Here is a 19,537-nt window from a genome sequence, read left to right as displayed (position 1 = left end):
AAAACCAAATCTTTTCAGAAGTTTTTTTGTTTATTCATTATCCGGTAATCCGCGCTTTCAATATGTCAATCTTAAAAAGGCTTAGACTCTCTTGCTAAGCGGATGCAAAAGTAGACTTTTTTACAATATACGCAAAACATATCAGGAATTATTTTGGAATAAATATGAAACTTTTTTGTAATACGCTGATTTGCAAAGGTGTTGTAAAACATAAAAAAAGAAACAGGGAAAGAAAGAGAAAAAAAGGAACACATTATAATATACAAGCGCATGCGTATACGCGTGCGAGAGAAAAAAAACAAAGAAGGAGAAAAAGGGAAGAGGAAAGAAAGAGAATCTGACATAAGAAGAAGGAAGAATTAGAAAGAAAAAAAAGAAATGTAAAATATTAGAAACAAGAAAAGAGAGACTCGTAGAGAAACAGGACGTTCATCGTAGAGAAACAGGACGATCGTCGTAGAGAAACGGGACGTTTCTCGTAGAGGAAAAAACAAAAATAGCAACGCGCTGAATAGCAATAGATTACAAAAAAATAATAAATGTACACTTTTTTTATTGAAAACAAACATATATTTATAAGGACAATATTAAAATCGACTCAAAATATAAGGACAAAAACAAGCAGAATAAGCCTTATCAATGCCATCTATGTATAACATCTTTCTATTTTTCTTTTTTGAAACAATTACATTATATCATAATTCACAGTGAATCTCACAAAAGCACAACTATCTATTTTCTAAAAGTAACCCCAAACAAAAGAGCAAAATGGTTTCATATTCGACAGTCAAATTAAAAGGCATACACCTTCAAACTTTAAAAACAGTTATGAGAAAATACATAAAACAAAAAATAGATCCAAAAAAGAAATCAACAAAGACACTTATAAAGTGAAAATATCATTTTATATCTCTCCTTATCGAGAAATACGAAACTATTTCAGCTCAAACGAAAGAAAATCTTTCTTTTTTCGTATTTTTGTCCCAATATGCACGCTTCTTACACAGAAGCCAAGAAGAATAACTGAATAAATGAGAGTAATAGACCTTATACATAGCAACGAGAAAACAGCTTTTTCTTTTGAAATCCTCCCTCCTCTAAAGGGTACAGGGATTGAGAAATTATGCCGGGATATTGATACATTACGTGAATTCGACCCTAAATATATCAATATAACAACACACCGAAGTGAATATGTGTACAAAGATCTGGGTAACGGATTATTTCAACGTAACAGACTAAGAAGACGTCCGGGAACAGTAGCCGTAGCCGCTGCCATTCAGAATAAATACAATATCACAGTAGTCCCACATCTCTTATGTAGTGGCTTTACCCGTGAAGAGACAGAATATGTACTGCTCGATCTTCAATTTCTGGGCATAACTGACCTGTTGGTACTCCGTGGAGACAAAGCAAAACACGAATCGGTGTTCACTCCCGAAGGAGACGGTTATTATCATGCTATCGAATTGCAGGAACAAATCAATAATTTCAATAAAGGTATCTTCGTTGACGGATCGGAAATGAAAGTTACCAATACTCCATTTTCATATGGTGTGGCTTGCTATCCTGAGAAACATGAAGAAGCTCCTAACATGGATTCGGATATCTATTGGTTGAAGAAAAAAGTAGAGGCCGGAGCTGAATATGCCGTAACCCAGCTTTTCTATGACAATCAGAAATACTTCGACTTTGTAGAGAAAGCCAAACGGGAAGGCATCAATATTCCTATTATTCCGGGAATAAAACCTTTCAAAAAGGCTTCACAACTAAGTATGATACCCAAAACCTTCAAAGTGGATCTTCCGGATGATCTGGTGAAGGAGGCACTAAAATGTAAAAATGAAGCAGAAGTGCAACAAGTAGGTATAGAATGGTGCGTAAAGCAATGCCAGGAATTGATGGCATATGGAGTGTCAAGTATTCATTTCTACTCTATTGGTGCCGTGGACAGTATTAAAGAGGTAGCTAAAGAGATTTATTGAATCATGAGTTGTGATTCATAATTTGTGAACGACTAAATAATAAATAGAATTGTGTTTTTTAAAGACGTAATCGGACAAGAAGAAACAAAGCAACGACTTATTCAGGAAGTAAATGAAGGTCGTATTCCACATGCACAGCTTATTTGCGGGCCGGAAGGAGTAGGTAAATTACCTCTGGCCTTGGCATATGCACGCTATATCAGCTGTACCAATCGTGGTGCAACGGATGCCTGTGGAGTTTGTCCGTCATGCGTGAAGTTCAGTAAGCTGGTACACCCGGATGTACACTTTGTTTTTCCTGTTGTGAAGTCCGGGCGAAGTGACGACTATATAGTAGAATGGCGGCGGATGGTATTAAATAATTCGTATTTCAATCTTAATCATTGGTTGAATGAGATTAATGCAGAAAATGCACAAGCCGTCATCTATACCAAGGAAAGTGATGAAATAATGAAGAAGCTCAGCTTGAAATCAAGCGAAGGTGGATTTAAAATCACAATAATCTGGTTGCCGGAGAAGATGCAACTAGCTTGCTCCAACAAGCTACTGAAGCTTCTGGAAGAACCACCCGAGAAAACAGTTTTCCTCTTGGTTTCCGAGGCACCGGACTTGATTCTGCCAACCATATTAAGTCGAACACAACGTTTCAACATCCGCAAGATAGATGAAGCAAGCATAGCGCAAGTGCTTCAACAGAAATATGGTGTACAGCAGGCAACCAGCGCAACGATCGCCCATCTGGCAAACGGGAATTTTATCAAAGCCCTCGAAACAATTCATCTGAATGAAGAGAGCCAGTTATTCTTTGAGCTCTTTGTCAACCTGATGCGACTCTCCTATCAACGGAAAATACGGGAAATGAAACTATGGAGTGAACAAGTGGCTGCTCTGGGGCGCGAACGTCAGAAGAATTTCTTATCTTACTGTCAGCGAATGATAAGAGAAAACTTCATATACAACCTGCATCAGAAAGAATTAGTCTATATGACGCCCGATGAACAAAATTTTTCAACCCGCTTTGCACCGTTCGTCAATGAGCGAAATGTGATGGGCATCATGGATGAGTTGAGTGAAGCGCAACAACATATCGAACAGAATGTGAATGCCAAAATGGTATTCTTCGACTTCTCGTTGAAAATGATTGTACTGTTGAAGAGTTAGAAGGAAGAATTTTTAATTGTAAATCGTAAACGTACCTATACGATAAAGATCAACAATGATCATAAACATAGGGAATAAATTATAAATATACAGAGATGGATTTTAAGTTACATAATGGGAGCGGTAGCCTTTGCTGCAAAAGTTGCTCCCGACAAGATAATAAATTGAACACCTACGATTGGCTGGCAGATATACCAGGCAATGCTGAGGAGAGTGACATGGTGGAGGTTCAGTTCAAGAACACTCGTAAGGGATACTATCGAAACAGTAATAAAATTAAGTTAGAAAAGGGTGACGTAGTAGCCGTCGAAGCAACGCCTGGGCATGATATCGGTGTAGTAACACTGACGGGACGCCTCGTTCCATTGCAAATGCGAAAAGCAAACATTAAGCCAGATGCAGAAATTAAACGTATCTACCGCAAAGCCAAACCGGTAGACATGGAAAAGTTTGATGAAGCAAAAGCTAAAGAGCACGCTACAATGATTCGCTCACGTCAGATTGCATCCAGTCTGAATCTGGATATGAAAATAGGAGACGTTGAATATCAGGGAGATGGTAATAAAGCCATTTTCTATTATATTGCAGACGAACGGGTAGACTTTCGCCAACTGATCAAAGTGCTGGCAGAAGCATTTCGTGTCCGTATCGAAATGAAACAGATTGGTGCACGCCAGGAGGCCGGACGTATCGGTGGTATCGGTCCATGCGGACGTGAGTTATGTTGTGCTACCTGGATGACCAGTTTCGTATCTGTATCTACAAGTGCAGCCCGCTATCAGGATATCTCTCTTAATCCGCAAAAACTTGCCGGACAATGTGCTAAGCTGAAATGTTGTCTGAACTACGAAGTAGATTGCTATGTAGAAGCACAGAAGCGCCTGCCTTCCAAAGAAATTGAACTGGAAACCAAAGACGGAACGTTCTATTTCTTCAAAGCGGATATTTTAAGTAATCAAATTTCCTACTCTACCGACAAAAACTTCCCTGCTAATCTGGTAACTATTAGTGGTAAAAGGGCCTTTGAAGTCATCGGAATGAACAAAAGAGGTGCTAAACCGGAAAGTTTACTGGAAGAAGAGCACAAACAAGAACCTAAAAAGCCGGTTGATCTTGTAGAACAGGAAAGCCTGACTCGCTTTGATCGTGACCGCCGCCGAAAAGAAGGAAAAGAAGGGGCCGAAGGTGGGAACCGCAACAGAAAGAAGAAAAAGAACAATACTAATCGCCCACAGCAGGAAGCTGAAGGAAGAACAACAGGGCGTCCTCAACAGGATAATGGCAATCGTCCGGGGCGTTCACAACAGGAAAGCAACACTCGTTCAGAACGGCCAACACAACGTGAAAACGGGCCGCGTCCTAACCGCCCGCAACAGAATAATGCAGAAGGACAGCAACAAACCCCACAACCCAATAACGGTGGTGAGCAACAACGCTCACGTAACGATCGTCCGAAAAACAACAATCGTCCACGTAATAATAATGACAGACGTGGAGAAAGACCACAAAGTGGAGAAAGACCACAAAATAACGAGAAGCCAGCTAAAGAGAGAAATGAAAAACCTACTCAGGAATAGTATATGGCTTCTGTTGGCCACCTGCCTGACAGCCGCTTGCAACGAAAATACTGTGTATCACTCTTACCAATCCATACCCACGGAGGGATGGAAGAAGAGTGATACACTCTTTTTCAATGTCCCAGTCAAAGATTCGTTAACACCACTCCGGCTATCTGCAGAAATACGTAATGAAAGTAATTACGCTTACCGGAATATCTACTTAACAGTTAGTCACAATCTTGAGGATAGCACGATATGGAAAACAGACACGTTACTACTTATCCTTGCAGACAAAGAGGGTAAATGGAATGGCACCGGCTGGGGAAGTTTGTTTCAATCAACTTTACCTATCGGCTCTGCCGTTGCCCGGCATCCGGGAAATTATACCTTTAAAATAACACACGGAATGCAAGATGAACTGCTGAAAGGTATCAATGACGTAGGGGTCAAAATTGAAGGGAGAAGGGAGAATTGAGAAGGGAGAAGTACTATGCAACGTGATAGCGCAGCCACTTCTCCCTTCTCAATTCTCCCTTCTTTACAGTCTTCTTCCGCGCCCTGCATCAATCCGCAGGAAAATAAAAAGCAAAATTGTAAATCCCCATAGAGAAGAACCTCCATAACTAAAGAAAGGCAATGGGATGCCAATCACAGGCGTCAATCCAAGTACCATACCAATATTAATAAAGATATGGAAAAGGAATATACTGACTACCGAATACCCATATACACGCCCAAAAGCAGAAGGTTGCCGCTCGGACACTGCAATAAGCCGTAATATCAGTGCCAAAAACAGCAGTAGCACAATAGATGATCCAACAAAGCCCTGCTCTTCACCTACCGTACAAAAGATAAAATCAGTATCTTGTTCAGGTACATACTTCAACTTTGTCTGTGTACCATTCAGAAATCCCTTTCCTGTAAGACCACCAGAGCCAATAGCTATTTTAGACTGATTCACATTATACCCGGCACCGGTCAGGTCTTCTTCCATACCCAGCACAACTTTAATACGAATCTGCTGATGTGGTTCGAGAATATTATCAAACACATAATCACTGGAATAGAGGAAACCGACAGACCCAATAGCAAACAATCCAATAAGCATATAAGATTTCTGGCGTTCACTCAAAGAGAGAAACATCAGATATCCAACTACAGCAACACAAAGTACCCATTGTACCCATACCAGATTAAAGGGTATAATATATTCTGAGATGAGGAAAGCAAGAAGCATCACAATCAGACTACCTACAATAATATTCCGCATCGGCTTCCATTTCTTTCTATAAACCCACACCATACCACCGGCAAACAGCAATACCATAGATAGAACCGAAAACTCTCCGATGGGAGTAGGCGTATCGGCTATAAATACCTGATCAAAACGTATGCCAACAACAAAATAGACTACAGCACACACACCGGAAAAGAGTACTACTCCCGGCATACCTTCACGATAAAGCACCAGAAAAAAAGCCAGATATACCAGTGCAGATCCCGTTTCCTTTTGCAGAATAATCAGTATCATAGGAAGCATGATAAAGGCAAGCAGTGCCAGAAAACACTTCCCTTTCCTGATATTAAAGGAATAGGAGTTGATATATTTGGCTAATACCAGGGCAGTGGCAAACTTAGCAAACTCTGCCGGTTGAAGATTTACAGGCCCAAGTTTGATCCATGAATTGGAACCTTTAATATCACTGCCGATAAATATGGTAGCCACGAGCAGAAGCATCATCCCTATATATATAATGTAAGAAAACATATCGTACATCCTATCTTCGAGCATCAGTAAGATAAATCCCAGACCAAATGAACAGATAATCCACATAAACTGCTTGCCGGCACGGGTAGAAAAGTCAAGAAAGTCCCGGTCACCATAGTCATAACTGGCTCCGCAAACACTGAACCATCCGGCAATAATAAGGAGCAGGTAAATAGCAATTGTTACCCAATCCAGCGTTTTCCATAAACTATCGTTCCTCGTCACCATACATTATAATTCTATCGCTAAACTCTGCCGCCTTCGCTTCACTGGCCGGAGAGAGTTTTCCATTCAAATATTGTTCTATCATCAAAGTACCAATAGGTACACCATAGGTTGCACCAAATCCTCCATTCTCCACATAGACTGCAATGGCTATCTTAGGATTGTTCATCGGAGCAAATCCCATAAAGGCAGAGTGGTCGTGTCCACGATTCTGTGCCGTACCCGTTTTACCGCATATCTCACCTTCGGGAAACATATAACCGGCTATTCTACAGGTTCCTCCCGTTACAGCAGCACGCATTCCCTTCACTACCTCTTCATAATGTATGCGGTCAATGGTGGGCACGCGGGGAGTCCGGTAAATACTATCAAGCTGATTATCCTGAATCTCTTTCACAATATGTGGAGTGATAAAATGTCCTCGGTTGGCAATCGTAGCACTCAAATTAGCGATTTGCAAAGGAGTAGCGAGAATTTCACCCTGCCCGATAGCAATACTGATTACAGTCAACCCGTTCCATCGCCCTTTGTAAGGTTTATCATAAAATGCAGCATTAGGTATCAATCCTCGTCCTTCACTGGGTAAATCTACACCCAACTTATAGCCGAATCCTTGAGACACCATATGATCCTTCCAGACAGTTATAGCATTTTGCGGCGAACCGTACTTACGGTCACCAAACATACGAAACAATCCCCAACAGAAATAAGAGTTACAGGAAGTGGCCAACGCCGGTACCAGTGGTAATGGAGAGCCATGGGCATGGCATCCCACTTTCAAGCTCCCATATATAAATCCATGATAGCACGGGAATGCCGGAGTATTTTCCTGAATAATCCCTTCTTGTAAAAAAGTCAATGCCTGAGCAGCCTTAAAAGTTGATCCCGGAGGGTAAGCTCCCATTAAAGCACGATTCAACAAAGGCTTACGCTTGTCCCGCTGCAGCATCAGGTGATTCTTACCCCGCTGGCGCCCAATCATCAGATGGGGATCGAAATCAGGGGAGGAAACCAGACATAGAATTTCCCCTGTCTCGGGCTCAATGGCAACAATACTTCCGATTTTATTCTTCAGCAAGCGTTCGCCCAGCATCTGCAGATCAATATCCAGTCCTAAAGTGAGATTCTTACCCGGTATAGAAGGACGATCGAACTGACCATCCATATAATGCCCCTGAATACGTCCGTGAGCATCGCGAAGCAATACTTCAACCCCTTTCTCGCCACGAAGATATTTCTCATAGGACTTTTCTACTCCCTGCTTACCAATATAATCTCCACGAATGTAATAATCGTCATTTTCAATATCACGCATTGATACCTCGCCAATATCTCCCAAAGCATGAGCAGCAGAATTATAGGTATACTGCCGGATGGTACGCCGCTGTATATAAAATCCCTGAAACTTAAACAGCTTTTCTTGGAATACACCACATTCTTCGGCAGATAACTGGGACATGAATACTTGATTGGTATATCTTGAATAGCCCGGATTTCTCCGGCGGTCTTTCATGTCGGACATTATTTTCAGAAACTGCTCCCGCGTGATATTCAATGTCTGGCATAGATCAAGTGTATCCAGATTTTCAATTTCTTTGGGAACAATCGTTATGTCATATGCCGGCTGATTGAAAACAAGCAATTTACCGTTACGATCATACATTGCCCCACGCGAAGGATACTGTATCTTATTCAGAAAAGCATTACTGTCAGCATTCTTTTTATAATCATCGGTGGATATCTGCAAAAAGAAAAGCCGTACTATATAGATAAACACAATACAAATAGCAGTTCCTGCGATAACAAATTTTCGTTTCTCTAATACATAATCTTTTGCCATGCCTATCTCCTTATCCCTTCAACAGCCATAATACACGTAACAGTCAGCAGGGTACATGCGACTACCCTTAGCAACAACAGCGGTATGCTGGAAAATGAAAAGAACTCGATAGTGAGCAGGATCAGATGATGCACAAAAACACTTGTCACCGTAAATTTCAGAAAAGAAGCAATCCCCATCGTCCGTATAGAAGGTACGATGCTGTCTAATGTATCACGCGGAGTAAACAATCGCAGAAATGTAGGACGCACAAAAGCCAGAAATACAGTTGCCGCCGCATTCATCCCCGGAGTATTGGAGAATATATCTATGGTTAATCCCAAAAAGAAAGCCCATAACATCAATTCGTTCCGGGAAGTGCCGGAAGCAAATTTTAAGATGAAATAGACATATAAGAAAGGAGTGGCATAGCCTGCAATATGAACATTGTTCAGAATCAGTACCTGAAGTAGGACTAATCCCACAAACCATCCCATCCTATGTATATAGTGTATCATCATTGCTTCGTACTCATATTTTCAAGTTCCTGCTGTTCCATCTGGCCAGTCCGGGCAATCACCCTCACATCACTCAGTTTTCCAAAATCCGTAGCCAGTTTAATCTTTAGTAAATAAGAAAGTCCGTCATTGGAATCGGACATATCATCTACCGTACCAACCATAACACCTGCCGGAAAAACAGTGGAATACCCACTGGTCACTACCGTATCTCCCAGATTAAACTCGGCATGGCGGGGTAGATCTTTCAAATAGGCATAACGTGAGTCTCCATGCTCCCATTTCAGATAACCGAAATACTCACTACCTACAATTTTACAACTTATACTCGATTTACTGTTCAATACTGAAATAACAAGCGAATAGTTGGGAGATGTTTTATAAACGATACCCACAACCCCGTTTCCATCAACCACCCCCATCTCGGGGCGAATGCCGGAAGAAGAACCTTTATCCAATGTAATGTAATTATCGGCCTGATTCAAACTATTCCGAATAACATGTGCCTTGAATAGCTGATAGTCCTTATTATCAAGATTCCGGATACTGTTTACAACAAGAGAATCGACCTGATACTCCCGCAATGCATTCTCCAGATTGGTTATCTGCTGTTCAAGCAACATATTGCGATCAAGCAAATCTTCGTTTACTGACTTCAGATGAAAATAAGAAGAGATACTTCCCGAAACCTCATAGACCTTACCGGTAACAACATTGGCAGAAGTGAAGTAAACACTCTGCTGGTAGTTATTAAAGCGAAATAATAGAACAAAACAGACCACCTCCAACAAAATGAAGAGGAACCAGTAATTATACTTAAGAAGGAAGTTCAGTAAATTCCGCATAATTATTAATAATGTGTCGATATGCTAATATGCCAATGTGCCAATTGGCCGCGCTATAATACCGCATGGTAATTGGCACATTGGCATATTGGCACATTATTACATTATTTATCTCATTAAGAACGAGAAGCGGTCAATGTTCTTTAATGCCACTCCTGTTCCTTTTGCCACTGCATGAAGAGGATCTTCGGCTATGTGGAAAGGAATATTGATTTTGTCCGTCAGACGTTTGTCAAGGCCACGGAGCAATGCGCCACCACCTGCCAGATAGATTCCATTGTGAACAATATCGGCATACAATTCGGGAGGTGTATTTTCCAATGCACTCAGCACGGCTGTTTCAATCTTAGAAATAGATTTTTCCAGACAGTGAGCTACTTCCTGATAACATACAGGTACCTCCATCGGAAGTGCAGTAATACGATTCGGTCCGTGAACGATATAATCTTCGGGAGCATCATCACCCAATTCAGTAAGAGCAGCACCTACATTAATCTTAATACGCTCTGCCATACGCTCACTAACCTTCACGTTATGCTGGCGGCTCATGTATTCCTGAATATCAGCGGTAAGATCATCGCCGGCAATACGGATGGAATTATTAGAAACAATCCCCCCCAGTGAAATAACAGCAATTTCAGTAGAACCTCCACCTATATCAACAATCATATTTCCTTCGGGAGCTTCTACATCAATACCAATACCAATAGCTGCCGCCATAGGCTCAAATACCAGATAGACATCGCGTCCTCCGGCATGCTCTGCAGAGTCACGAACAGCACGAAGCTCAACCTCTGTGCTACCCGAAGGCACTCCGATAACCATGCGGAGAGAAGGAGAGAATAAATGGCTACGGGTATTCACCTGCTTGATAAGTCCGCGCATCATCTGTTCACAGGCATAGAAATCAGCAATTACACCGTCACGGAGCGGACGGATGGTACGTATATTTTCGTGAGTTTTCTCATGCATCATCTTTGCCTTCTCACCCACGGCAATCATCTTATCAGTACGACGGTCCAAAGCTACCACTGACGGTTCGTCCACCACAATCTTACCATTGGTAATGATGATGGTATTGGCAGTTCCCAGGTCCATCGCTATTTCTTGTGTAAAAGAGAATAATCCCATGTATATTTACGATTTAACTATTTACAATTTACGATTGATATTACTCTTTATTACAATTCTCAGATTTATGATTTACAAGAAACAAACTTCAATTGTAAATCGTAAATCGTCAAATCGTAAATCCTTTTAGTGTTTAAAGTGACGAATCCCCGTTGTCACCATTGCAATGCCATGTTCATTACAATACTCGAACGTTAATTCATCTTTTACAGAGCCACCCGGCTGGATAACTGCTGTTACTCCCTCATTACCCGCAATTTCAACACAATCGGGGAAAGGGAAGAATGCATCCGAAGCCATCACTGCCCCATTCAGATCAAATCCGAATGATTTAGCTTTCTCGATAGCTTGTTTGAGAGCGTCTACGCGTGAAGTCTGTCCTACACCACTTGCCAACAACTGTTTGTTTTTAGCCAGTACGATGGCATTGGATTTGCTGTTCTTCACTATTTTATTGGCAAACAGCATGTCCTCTACCTCTTCGGGAGCAGGTGCTTTATCAGTCACGGTCTTTAAGTCGGCCACGGTTTCAATGTTTAGATCTCTCTCCTGTACCAACACACCGTTCAGCAATGAGCGGAACTGCTTCTTGGGCAGCTTAGCTTCCTTGCGAACCAAAATAATACGATTTTTCTTCTGTCCCAGAATTTCAAGTGCATCTACATCATAATCCGGAGCAATCACTACTTCAAAGAATATTTTATTAATCTCCTCTGCAGTTGCTTTATCAATTACAGCATTCGTGATTAACACTCCACCAAAAGCAGAAACCGGGTCACCGGCCAACGCATCTTTCCATGCATCGAGCACAGTAGAACGTGAAGCCAGTCCACAAGCATTATTGTGCTTCAGAATAGCAAAAGTTACATCTTCAAATTCATCAATCAGTTCAACAGCTGCATTGATATCCAACAGATTGTTGTAAGAGATTTCTTTTCCATGAATCTGGTCGAACATAGCGTCCAGGTTTCCATAGAAATATCCCTTCTGATGTGGGTTCTCACCATAACGGAGCATCTTCTGATCATTGGCAGACTGACGGAAAGCCGAGCCCTCTTCTGCATCAAAATAATTGAAGATCGCCGAATCGTAATGTGAAGAAACAGCAAAAGCTTCTTTAGCCATCCAACGACGCTCTTCGAGTGAAGAGGTAGCCCCATGCTCCATCAACATATCGAGCAATGGCTTGTACTGGGCCTGAGAAGCAACGATCACTACATCATTGTAGTTTTTAGCAGCGGCACGAATCAGTGAGATTCCACCGATATCAATCTTCTCGATGATTGAAGCCTCATCAGCACCCGATGCTACGGTTGCTTCAAACGGATAGAGGTCTACAATCACAAGATCTATTTCCGGTATTTCATATTTCTCAATTTGCTGGATGTCTTGTTCCAGTCCGCGACGGCAAAGGATACCCCCGAAGATTTTCGGGTGAAGTGTCTTCACGCGACCTCCGAGGATGGAAGGATAAGAAGTAAGATCTTCCACAGCCTTACAAGGATATCCCAATGACTCGATAAACTGACGAGTTCCACCTGTTGACAGAAACTCTACTCCTTCTTCATGCAGTTTGGTGATAATTTCATCCAAACCTTCCTTATGATAAACCGATACCAATGCGGTTTTTATTCTTTTTGATTCAGACATGGTTTGCTTATTAAGTATTTGATGCGCAAAGTTACGAAATATTGTTTATCGTGCGTAATAAACAAGGTGTGAATTAATAATAAAAAAGCGCTGACTTAAAAGATTAAAAGTCAGCGCTTTGTTATATACGCTATTGTTTATACAAATCTATTACCAAATAGACACCCGTTTGTCAACCGGAAGGAACATTGGATTTTCCTCTGTTACACCGAATGCTTCGTACCATGCACCTATCTGAGGCAACGCTCCATTCACACGCCATTTGCCTAATGAGTGTACATCCAATTTAGTCAAACGAAGAATTTCTTCTGGACGGATATTACCTGCCCACACATTGGCATAGGCAAGGAAGAAACGTTGTTCGGGTGTAAAACCGTTTTCATCTTTCAGAGGAGTCTGGGCAGTTGCATTCTTAAATGCCTGGAAAGACACCTGCAATCCACCATGGTCGGCGATATTCTCACCCAATGTAAGTTGACCGTTGGCATGCACACCCGGAGCAACCTCTATACTGTCAAAGAAATTAACCATCACTTGTGCACGTTCTTCAAAATTTTTGGCATCTTCCTCAGTCCACCAGTCTTTCAGATTACCTTCTTTGTCATACTGCCGCCCCTGGTCGTCAAATCCATGTGTCATCTCATGGCCAATCACTACACCGATAGCACCATAATTGAAAGCATCATCGGCATTCATATCGAAGAAAGGATACTGAAGAATACCCGCCGGGAAACAAATCTCATTGGTAGTCGGATTATAATAGGCATTTACAGTTTGCGGAGTCATCAGCCACTCATCCTTATCCACCGGCTTACCGGCTTTGGCTATCATCTCTGCATGTTCCCACTGGTTGGCACGTTCTATGTTAGCCCAATAGGAATCGTCTTTGATTTCAAGAGAAGAGTAATCTTTCCATTTATCCGGATAACCGATCTTTACATGGAAGGTAGCCAGTTTTTCCAGTGCTTTTTCTTTGGTCGCATCACTCATCCAGGTAAGTTCTTTGATACGTTCACCCAAAGAGGTTTGCAGGTTTTTCACCAGCCCTACCATACGTTCTTTGGCTGCAGCAGGGAAATATTTCTCTACATACATCTGTCCCACTGCCTCACCCAAAGAACCGTCAACCGTACTTACTGCAGATTTCCAACGCGGCTTCATTTCCTTTCTACCAGACATCGTCTTTCCGTAGAAATCAAAATTCTGCGCTATAAAGTCATCGCTCAGGTAACTGGCAGCGCTGTTTATAAGGTTCCATTGCAAATAGGCAATCTGATCTTCCAACGCAACTGTATTAATGATATCATTTACTTCTTTAAGTGAACCTGGCTGACCGATGTTCACCTCTTCCAGATTATTCAATCCAAGAGTAGAAAAGAATACATCCCATGCAAAAGGAGCATATTCCTTCTTCACATCAGCCATCGCCTTCTTGTTATAGTTGGCATGCGGATCACGTAACTCTACCATAGAACGTGCTGATTTGGCCAGACGGGTTTCGATATTCATAACAGCTTTCATTGCTTTCTGCGCAGCAGCTTCATCATAACCAGCCAATTGGAACATCTTAACGATATGCTTCTGATAGGCATCGCGAATCTCTTTGGTCTTATCATCGTTTTCGAGATAATAGTCGCGTTCGCCCATCCCCAGACCGCCCTGATAGGTCTGTACCAGGTTCATTGAACTATTCATGTCATCGGCACTCACGAAAACAACAAAGTAGGGATATATACCGTTTTTCTGCATTTCTGCTATCATCGGATAAACCTCCGATTTGTCTTTCAAAGCAGCTATCTTTTCCAGTTCTGCCTTAATAGGAGTAGCACCTTCACGATTCAGTTTTACACTGTCCATAGCGATGTTGTAAAGGTCACCTACTTTCTGAGCGATACTACCCGCTTCATGCTGAGTAGACGCCAGCTCCTCAATAACTTCACGAAGTTGCTTACGGTTGTTCTCAGCAAGCATATCAAATGAGCCAAAACGTGAATACTCGTCTGTAAGTGGATGATTTTTCATCCAACCGCCGCAGGCATACTGATAAAAGTCGGTTCCCGGAAGAGCCATTGTGTCAAGGTTGGCAAGATCTATGCCGGACGTAAGGGCGGCCTGTTGCTTGCTACTGTTGCATCCTGTAGTCATCATGCAGATTGCAAGAATTGGTAAATACTTTACTCTCATATTATATATAATGTTATAATGTTATAGGGTGGTTATAGAGTTATAAAGGTGGTAAGGGTCGGAATTGTAGGATGGGCAGTAATTATAATATCGTTTATATCATCATCTTATTATAATTCTACTACTTGATCCCCCTTTAACTTACAACTTTATAGCTCTCCTCACTACCCGCCGATAGTTCTCTCCAGTTCCATCGAAACTTTCTCCCACTCTTCCACCGTACGGTCAAGTTGTTGTTTAAGTTTCTGATGTTGTTCATAAAGAGCCATATTTGCAGCCCCTTCCGGTGTAGCCATCCTCTCTTCAAGAATGGCAATGGCAGATTCCGTCTGTTCTATCGCCTCTTCACAATCGGCCACTTGGCGTTCGAGCTTCTTTATCTTTTTATTCAGTTCCTTTTGGGCCTCATAAGAGAGTTTATTGTCCGAAGGTGATTCTTCTTCGGAAATGCTATCTCCTTTTACGCCGGTAGGCGATGTTGAAAGCACCGGTCCCTTTTGCAGCTCATTCAGGCTTTCCATCTTTTTCTTCTGCAGGAAGTCGTAAATACCTCCGATATGCTCTTTTACAAGGCCACCTCCAAACTCATAAACTTTAGTTGCCAGTCCATCCAGAAAGTCGCGGTCATGGCTGACGAGTATCACCGTACCGTCAAACTCACGAATCGCTTCTTTCAACACATCCTTTGAACGCATATCCAGGTGGTTCGTCGGCTCATCAAGGATCAGGAAGTTCACCGGTTCAAGCAGTAGCTTGATCATGGCAAGACGCGTACGTTCACCACCCGAAAGCACTTTCACCTTCTTGTCCGAAGCTTCGCCACCAAACATAAAGGCGCCAAGAATATCACGGATTTTAAGACGAATATCTCCGGTTGCCACACGGTCTATCGTATCGAATACCGTCAGATTCTCATCCAGCATCTGTGCCTGGTTCTGAGCAAAATAACCGATCTGCACATTATGTCCGATGGTAAGTTTACCTTCATAATCGGTAATTGCTCCCATAATACACTTTACCAAGGTAGATTTTCCTTCACCATTCTTTCCTACAAACGCAACCTTCTCCCCCCGATTGATGGTGAGGTTGACATCATGAAAAACAACATGAGCACCGTATGCTTTCCTGACATCCTCACAGATAACGGGATAATTACCACTACGGCTGGAGCAAACAAATTTGAGACGAAGGGCAGAATTATCTTCCTCATCTACCTCAATGCGCTCTATTTTCTCCAGTTGCTTGATGCGACTCTGTACCTGCACGGCTTTAGTCGCTTTATAGCGGAAACGTTCGATAAAATCTTCAGTGTCCTGTATCTGTTTCTGTTGATTCTCATAGGCACGGAGCTGCTGTTCACGGCGTTCTTTACGCAATACGACAAACTCGTCGTATTTCACTTTATAATCGTAGATCTGTCCGCAGGTGATCTCAATGGTACGGGTAGTGACATTATTGAGGAAAGCCCGGTCATGGCTGACCAGCACTACGGCATTGGCACGCGTAGACAGGAAGTTTTCCAGCCATTGGATACTCTCGATATCAAGGTGGTTGGTTGGCTCATCCAATAGCAGTACATCCGGACGACGAAGCAGAAGTTTGGCCAACTCGATACGCATACGCCAACCTCCGGAAAACTCCGATGTGGAACGGTCAAAATCCTCCCGACAGAAACCAAGTCCTAACAGTGTACGCTCTATCTCGGCACGAAAGTTCGTTCCGCCCATCATCAGAAAGCGGTCATTCTCATGCGTAAACCGGTCTATCAACTTATGATATTCTTCTGATTCATAGTCTGTGCGGTCTGCCAACTCCTGATTCATCCGTTCCAAGTCTGCCTGCAACTGAAAAATATGTTCAAAAGCCTGTTCGGCTTCTTCCATTACAGTATGCTTGTCAGAAAGTATCATCACCTGGGGCAGGTAGCCTATCGTGACTTCTTTAGGAATGGCAATTACACCCGATGTAGGGCTTTGTAAACCAGCCAGAATTTTAAGCATGGTCGATTTGCCGGCACCGTTCTTACCCACCAGGGCTATACGGTCCTTCTTATTTATAACATAGGACACGTCCGAAAACAAGGGCGTGGCATTAAATTCTACGGTAAGTCCTTCTACTGATATCACTTTGCTAATAAATAATTGATATTGGGCTACAAAGATAGAAAATTATCCCTTAACCAGTAAGGGTTTAGGCCGTAAATTGCTGACATCTGTCAGTTCCACCCAGTAAAACGGTCATCTTCACTCTTTCGGTTCATTTGAGATATCACACTACCACTCCACATCCTCTGGTGTGAAGGGAATTTGCACTCCATTCATCGCCTTTCTATCCAAAGAACTATAACCGGGGATAGCATTGGACGCTGCTGATGAACGGGTATCTCCATTCATCATAGAAGTCCGTCCCGAAATCATACCTACAGCAACATTCAGTAACTTATCATTGTCTTTATCTCCCAAGTCAATATGCCCAAGTATCATCCGGTCATTACCTTCCAACTTCCAATCAGGAATAAAACCATCTTTATATTCAGAATTTCCCTCTGCATTGGATATTTTACAAACAATGGGATGCAGTTCATAATCATACTTATCACTTGTCAACGTAATAGATCCCACATTCTTACCCTCAGTCTGCTCTCCCAGCAAATATACTTTATAGAAAGGACGAAGCCCGTTAATCACAGCTTCGGAAGCGGAAGCCGTTCTATTACCGGTGAGTATAAACAACCGGGACAGGTTCAGATTTTCATCCGTCTTGTCCAATCGGTAAGTAACCGTTTTATCCTGTTTATCGTTATACTTCAGGTTACAGAATATTTCTCCCAAAGCAGATTTCGGAGCTAGTAATTCGGCCAACAGCTGTGCAGATGTTACTAAACCACCACCATTGTAACGGAGATCAAGAATAAACTCTTCCACTCCCTCTGCCTTAAACTCGGCAAACCGCTGACGGAGCTGTTTGTCATAAGTTGTATCTTTATCGCCATCGGGGCCGGATGTGAAATGATTGTATACCATATACCCCACCTTCTTATTTCCGGTAGACTCATCCTGATAAACCTTTGTCAGTAAAACCGGATTGTCTTCTATCAGGGCCGGAACCAGTTCCATAGAATGTGTCACAAAATTATTCCAACTATCCGAAACTGCCAGAACAACCGTTTTACTGCCCAACAGATCATATATATTACTATTATTAGTCCCCGTTCCGTTTATCTTATGTATCCAGTCACCACGTTTCAATCCCTTTTTCTCTGCCGGAGAACCAGGCAATACATAAAGTACATTGGCCGCAAACTTTGTGCCTGTATTGTCTAATTGCCAGTTCTGAAACTCAAAGCCCAAAGCAGGTTCCCCGCCCATATACGACCGTGTCGTTGTGGAAGTGGTTTTCTTTTTTATCGTAGAATAGTAATAATGTCCGCCAGACACCTGCGGATTATTCTTCCCATCTTCTTTTGACAAAAGAGAACGAAAGAATGTTTCCGGCTCAGCATTAAAATTCAGCTGCTTTTTATCGGGGATATCACTATACCAAAGATACCAGCTACGCATAGTGGCATCGATCCATTGATTGATAGCTTTATCGCTTTTATCATCATCCTTTTCACAAGAAGAGAAAGCGCACAGGAGTCCCAGCAACAGACACACCTGGCAATATGCGGAAAACTTAATCATAACTACCTTTCTTTTAGTTTGGAATATACAAGGGGCAAAGGTACAAAAAAAGGGAAAAGCTACTGCTCTCCCCTTTCCTATTTCTGTTATTTTCTGTTGATTAGAATAGTTTTGCAGGATATTCGCCGGCATCTACCAAAGCCTGAATTTTGTCTACAACACCCTGACGATCGTCAGCATATGTCACACCAAACCATTTGCTAGTGGTATCCAATACTTTCACGCGTGCAGTTCCATCGTTAATCAGCTTATTCACCATTAATGGAATAAAGTATTCCGACTTCAGGTTACTCATATTCTCTTTGAGGAAATCTTTAAAGAACTCTTCAGAATATTCAAAATAATCGGGAGTGAAACCCCACATGTTCATAGAAACCGGAGTATTGTCAGCAATCGTTTGCATCACACCGTTTTCATCTTTGAAAGATACTTTGCCATCTATGCGCTCGATAGCAGTACGTTCAACTACCGTAGTCAGGTAACCGTCTGCATTTGTCTCGCATACACCACGAGCAACAGAACCACTTTCGCTCAACGTATTACCTACACGATAGCCTACCATGCAGTAGTCATCTTTCTTTCCGCCCATCTCGCTCAGTGCAGCACCCAGTACAGCAAAGCTGTCACGACCGTAGAAGTCGTCAGCATTGATAACAGCAAATGGCTCCTTGATCACATCTTTACCCATCAGTACGGCATGGTTTGTTCCCCATGGTTTCACACGATCGGCAGGGCAAGTAAAGCCCTCGGGCAGATTATCCAGTGCCTGGAATACCAGCTCTACCGGAATATGGTTCTCATATTTACTCAGAATTTTATCGCGGAAGTCTTTCTCGAAATCTTTGCGGATGACGAAAACAACCTTGCCAAATCCACCACGAATAGCATCGTAGATAGAATAATCCATAATAGTTTCGCCGTTAGGACCCAGTCCGTCAAGTTGTTTCAATCCCCCATAGCGGCTACCCATACCGGCAGCGAGTACAAATAAAGTTGGTTTCATAACTGT

At 42.2% G+C, this 19,537-nt stretch carries 14 protein-coding genes; 4 read left to right on the top strand and 10 right to left on the bottom strand.

Annotation, left to right across the window (positions count from 1 at the left end; translation table 11 throughout):
• Positions 1 to 1,031 precede the first annotated feature (1,031 nt).
• The 4 genes from metF (at position 1,032) to gldH (ending at position 5,180) form a co-directional block, all read left to right on the top strand.
• Entirely contained in the window at positions 1,032 to 1,985 is a 954-nt protein-coding gene (metF, locus tag HCG69_RS16505) for a methylenetetrahydrofolate reductase [NAD(P)H] (protein ID WP_221650953.1), read from the top strand.
• Positions 1,986 to 2,036: 51 nt separating this feature from the next.
• Positions 2,037 to 3,146 (top strand): DNA polymerase III subunit, encoded by a 1,110-nt coding sequence (locus HCG69_RS16500; RefSeq protein ID WP_221650952.1) that lies wholly within the window; start codon positions 2,037 to 2,039, stop codon positions 3,144 to 3,146.
• A gap of 95 nt (positions 3,147 to 3,241) precedes the next feature.
• Positions 3,242 to 4,723: a regulatory iron-sulfur-containing complex subunit RicT gene (gene ricT, locus HCG69_RS16495; protein WP_221650951.1), complete on the top strand. Its 1,482-nt coding sequence runs from the start codon at positions 3,242 to 3,244 to the stop codon at positions 4,721 to 4,723.
• Entirely contained in the window at positions 4,701 to 5,180 is a 480-nt protein-coding gene (gene gldH / locus HCG69_RS16490) for a gliding motility lipoprotein GldH (RefSeq protein WP_221650950.1), read from the top strand. The genes ricT and gldH overlap by 23 nt, the downstream gene beginning before the upstream one ends.
• A gap of 63 nt (positions 5,181 to 5,243) precedes the next feature.
• Here gldH and rodA read toward each other — a convergent pair whose 3' ends face one another.
• From rodA to HCG69_RS16440, 10 genes are all read right to left on the bottom strand, one after another.
• Positions 5,244 to 6,701: a rod shape-determining protein RodA gene (gene rodA / locus HCG69_RS16485; protein WP_221650949.1), complete on the bottom strand. Its 1,458-nt coding sequence runs from the start codon at positions 6,699 to 6,701 to the stop codon at positions 5,244 to 5,246.
• A complete protein-coding gene (locus tag HCG69_RS16480; RefSeq protein WP_221650948.1) occupies positions 6,682 to 8,538 on the bottom strand; it encodes a penicillin-binding transpeptidase domain-containing protein in 1,857 nt (618 codons plus the stop codon). The genes rodA and HCG69_RS16480 overlap by 20 nt, the downstream gene beginning before the upstream one ends.
• Positions 8,539 to 8,540: 2 nt before the next feature.
• Positions 8,541 to 9,038 carry a rod shape-determining protein MreD gene (gene mreD / locus HCG69_RS16475; protein ID WP_221650947.1) on the bottom strand — a complete coding sequence of 166 codons (498 nt, stop codon included), beginning with the start codon at positions 9,036 to 9,038 and terminating at the stop codon, positions 8,541 to 8,543.
• Positions 9,035 to 9,880 (bottom strand): rod shape-determining protein MreC, encoded by an 846-nt coding sequence (gene mreC, locus HCG69_RS16470; protein WP_221650946.1) that lies wholly within the window; start codon positions 9,878 to 9,880, stop codon positions 9,035 to 9,037. Before mreC ends, mreD begins: the two co-directional genes overlap by 4 nt.
• Positions 9,881 to 9,988: 108 nt before the next feature.
• Entirely contained in the window at positions 9,989 to 11,011 is a 1,023-nt protein-coding gene (locus tag HCG69_RS16465; protein ID WP_002562696.1) for a rod shape-determining protein, read from the bottom strand.
• Between the two features lie 126 nt (positions 11,012 to 11,137).
• A complete protein-coding gene (gene purH / locus HCG69_RS16460) occupies positions 11,138 to 12,661 on the bottom strand; it encodes a bifunctional phosphoribosylaminoimidazolecarboxamide formyltransferase/IMP cyclohydrolase (protein ID WP_221650945.1) in 1,524 nt (507 codons plus the stop codon).
• Between the two features lie 150 nt (positions 12,662 to 12,811).
• Positions 12,812 to 14,845, bottom strand: a complete 2,034-nt coding sequence (locus HCG69_RS16455; RefSeq protein ID WP_221650944.1) for a M13 family metallopeptidase — start codon at positions 14,843 to 14,845, stop codon at positions 12,812 to 12,814.
• Between the two features lie 164 nt (positions 14,846 to 15,009).
• Entirely contained in the window at positions 15,010 to 16,971 is a 1,962-nt protein-coding gene (locus tag HCG69_RS16450) for an ABC-F family ATP-binding cassette domain-containing protein (RefSeq protein WP_221650943.1), read from the bottom strand.
• Positions 16,972 to 17,118: 147 nt separating this feature from the next.
• On the bottom strand, positions 17,119 to 18,528 hold the full coding sequence (locus tag HCG69_RS16445; RefSeq protein WP_221650942.1) for a S41 family peptidase: 1,410 nt from the start codon (positions 18,526 to 18,528) through the stop codon (positions 17,119 to 17,121).
• 100 nt (positions 18,529 to 18,628) lie between these two features.
• Positions 18,629 to 19,531, bottom strand: coding sequence for a nucleotidyltransferase (locus HCG69_RS16440; protein ID WP_221650941.1), 903 nt, complete (start codon positions 19,529 to 19,531; stop codon positions 18,629 to 18,631).
• Positions 19,532 to 19,537: the final 6 nt, after the last annotated feature.

Origin of the sequence: Bacteroides sp. K03, from assembly GCF_019734355.1 — a bacterium.
GTDB lineage: Bacteria > Bacteroidota > Bacteroidia > Bacteroidales > Bacteroidaceae > Bacteroides > Bacteroides nordii.
Note: the sequence above shows the minus strand (reverse complement) of the source record. Positions and strands in the feature narration are given on the sequence as shown.

What these genes read in the sequence shown, in the direction of transcription:
- gldH (WP_221650950.1), top strand. Translation starts at nt 4,701, where the DNA reads ATGAAAAACCTACTCAGGAATAGTATATGGCTTCTGTTGGCCACCTGC.
- HCG69_RS16455 (WP_221650944.1), bottom strand. Translation starts at nt 14,845, where the DNA reads ATGAGAGTAAAGTATTTACCAATTCTTGCAATCTGCATGATGACTACA.
- HCG69_RS16465 (WP_002562696.1), bottom strand. Translation starts at nt 11,011, where the DNA reads ATGGGATTATTCTCTTTTACACAAGAAATAGCGATGGACCTGGGAACT.
- HCG69_RS16445 (WP_221650942.1), bottom strand. Translation starts at nt 18,528, where the DNA reads ATGATTAAGTTTTCCGCATATTGCCAGGTGTGTCTGTTGCTGGGACTC.
- rodA (WP_221650949.1), bottom strand. Translation starts at nt 6,701, where the DNA reads ATGGTGACGAGGAACGATAGTTTATGGAAAACGCTGGATTGGGTAACA.
- mreC (WP_221650946.1), bottom strand. Translation starts at nt 9,880, where the DNA reads ATGCGGAATTTACTGAACTTCCTTCTTAAGTATAATTACTGGTTCCTC.
- mreD (WP_221650947.1), bottom strand. Translation starts at nt 9,038, where the DNA reads ATGATGATACACTATATACATAGGATGGGATGGTTTGTGGGATTAGTC.
- metF (WP_221650953.1), top strand. Translation starts at nt 1,032, where the DNA reads ATGAGAGTAATAGACCTTATACATAGCAACGAGAAAACAGCTTTTTCT.
- HCG69_RS16440 (WP_221650941.1), bottom strand. Translation starts at nt 19,531, where the DNA reads ATGAAACCAACTTTATTTGTACTCGCTGCCGGTATGGGTAGCCGCTAT.
- purH (WP_221650945.1), bottom strand. Translation starts at nt 12,661, where the DNA reads ATGTCTGAATCAAAAAGAATAAAAACCGCATTGGTATCGGTTTATCAT.
- ricT (WP_221650951.1), top strand. Translation starts at nt 3,242, where the DNA reads ATGGATTTTAAGTTACATAATGGGAGCGGTAGCCTTTGCTGCAAAAGT.
- HCG69_RS16480 (WP_221650948.1), bottom strand. Translation starts at nt 8,538, where the DNA reads ATGGCAAAAGATTATGTATTAGAGAAACGAAAATTTGTTATCGCAGGA.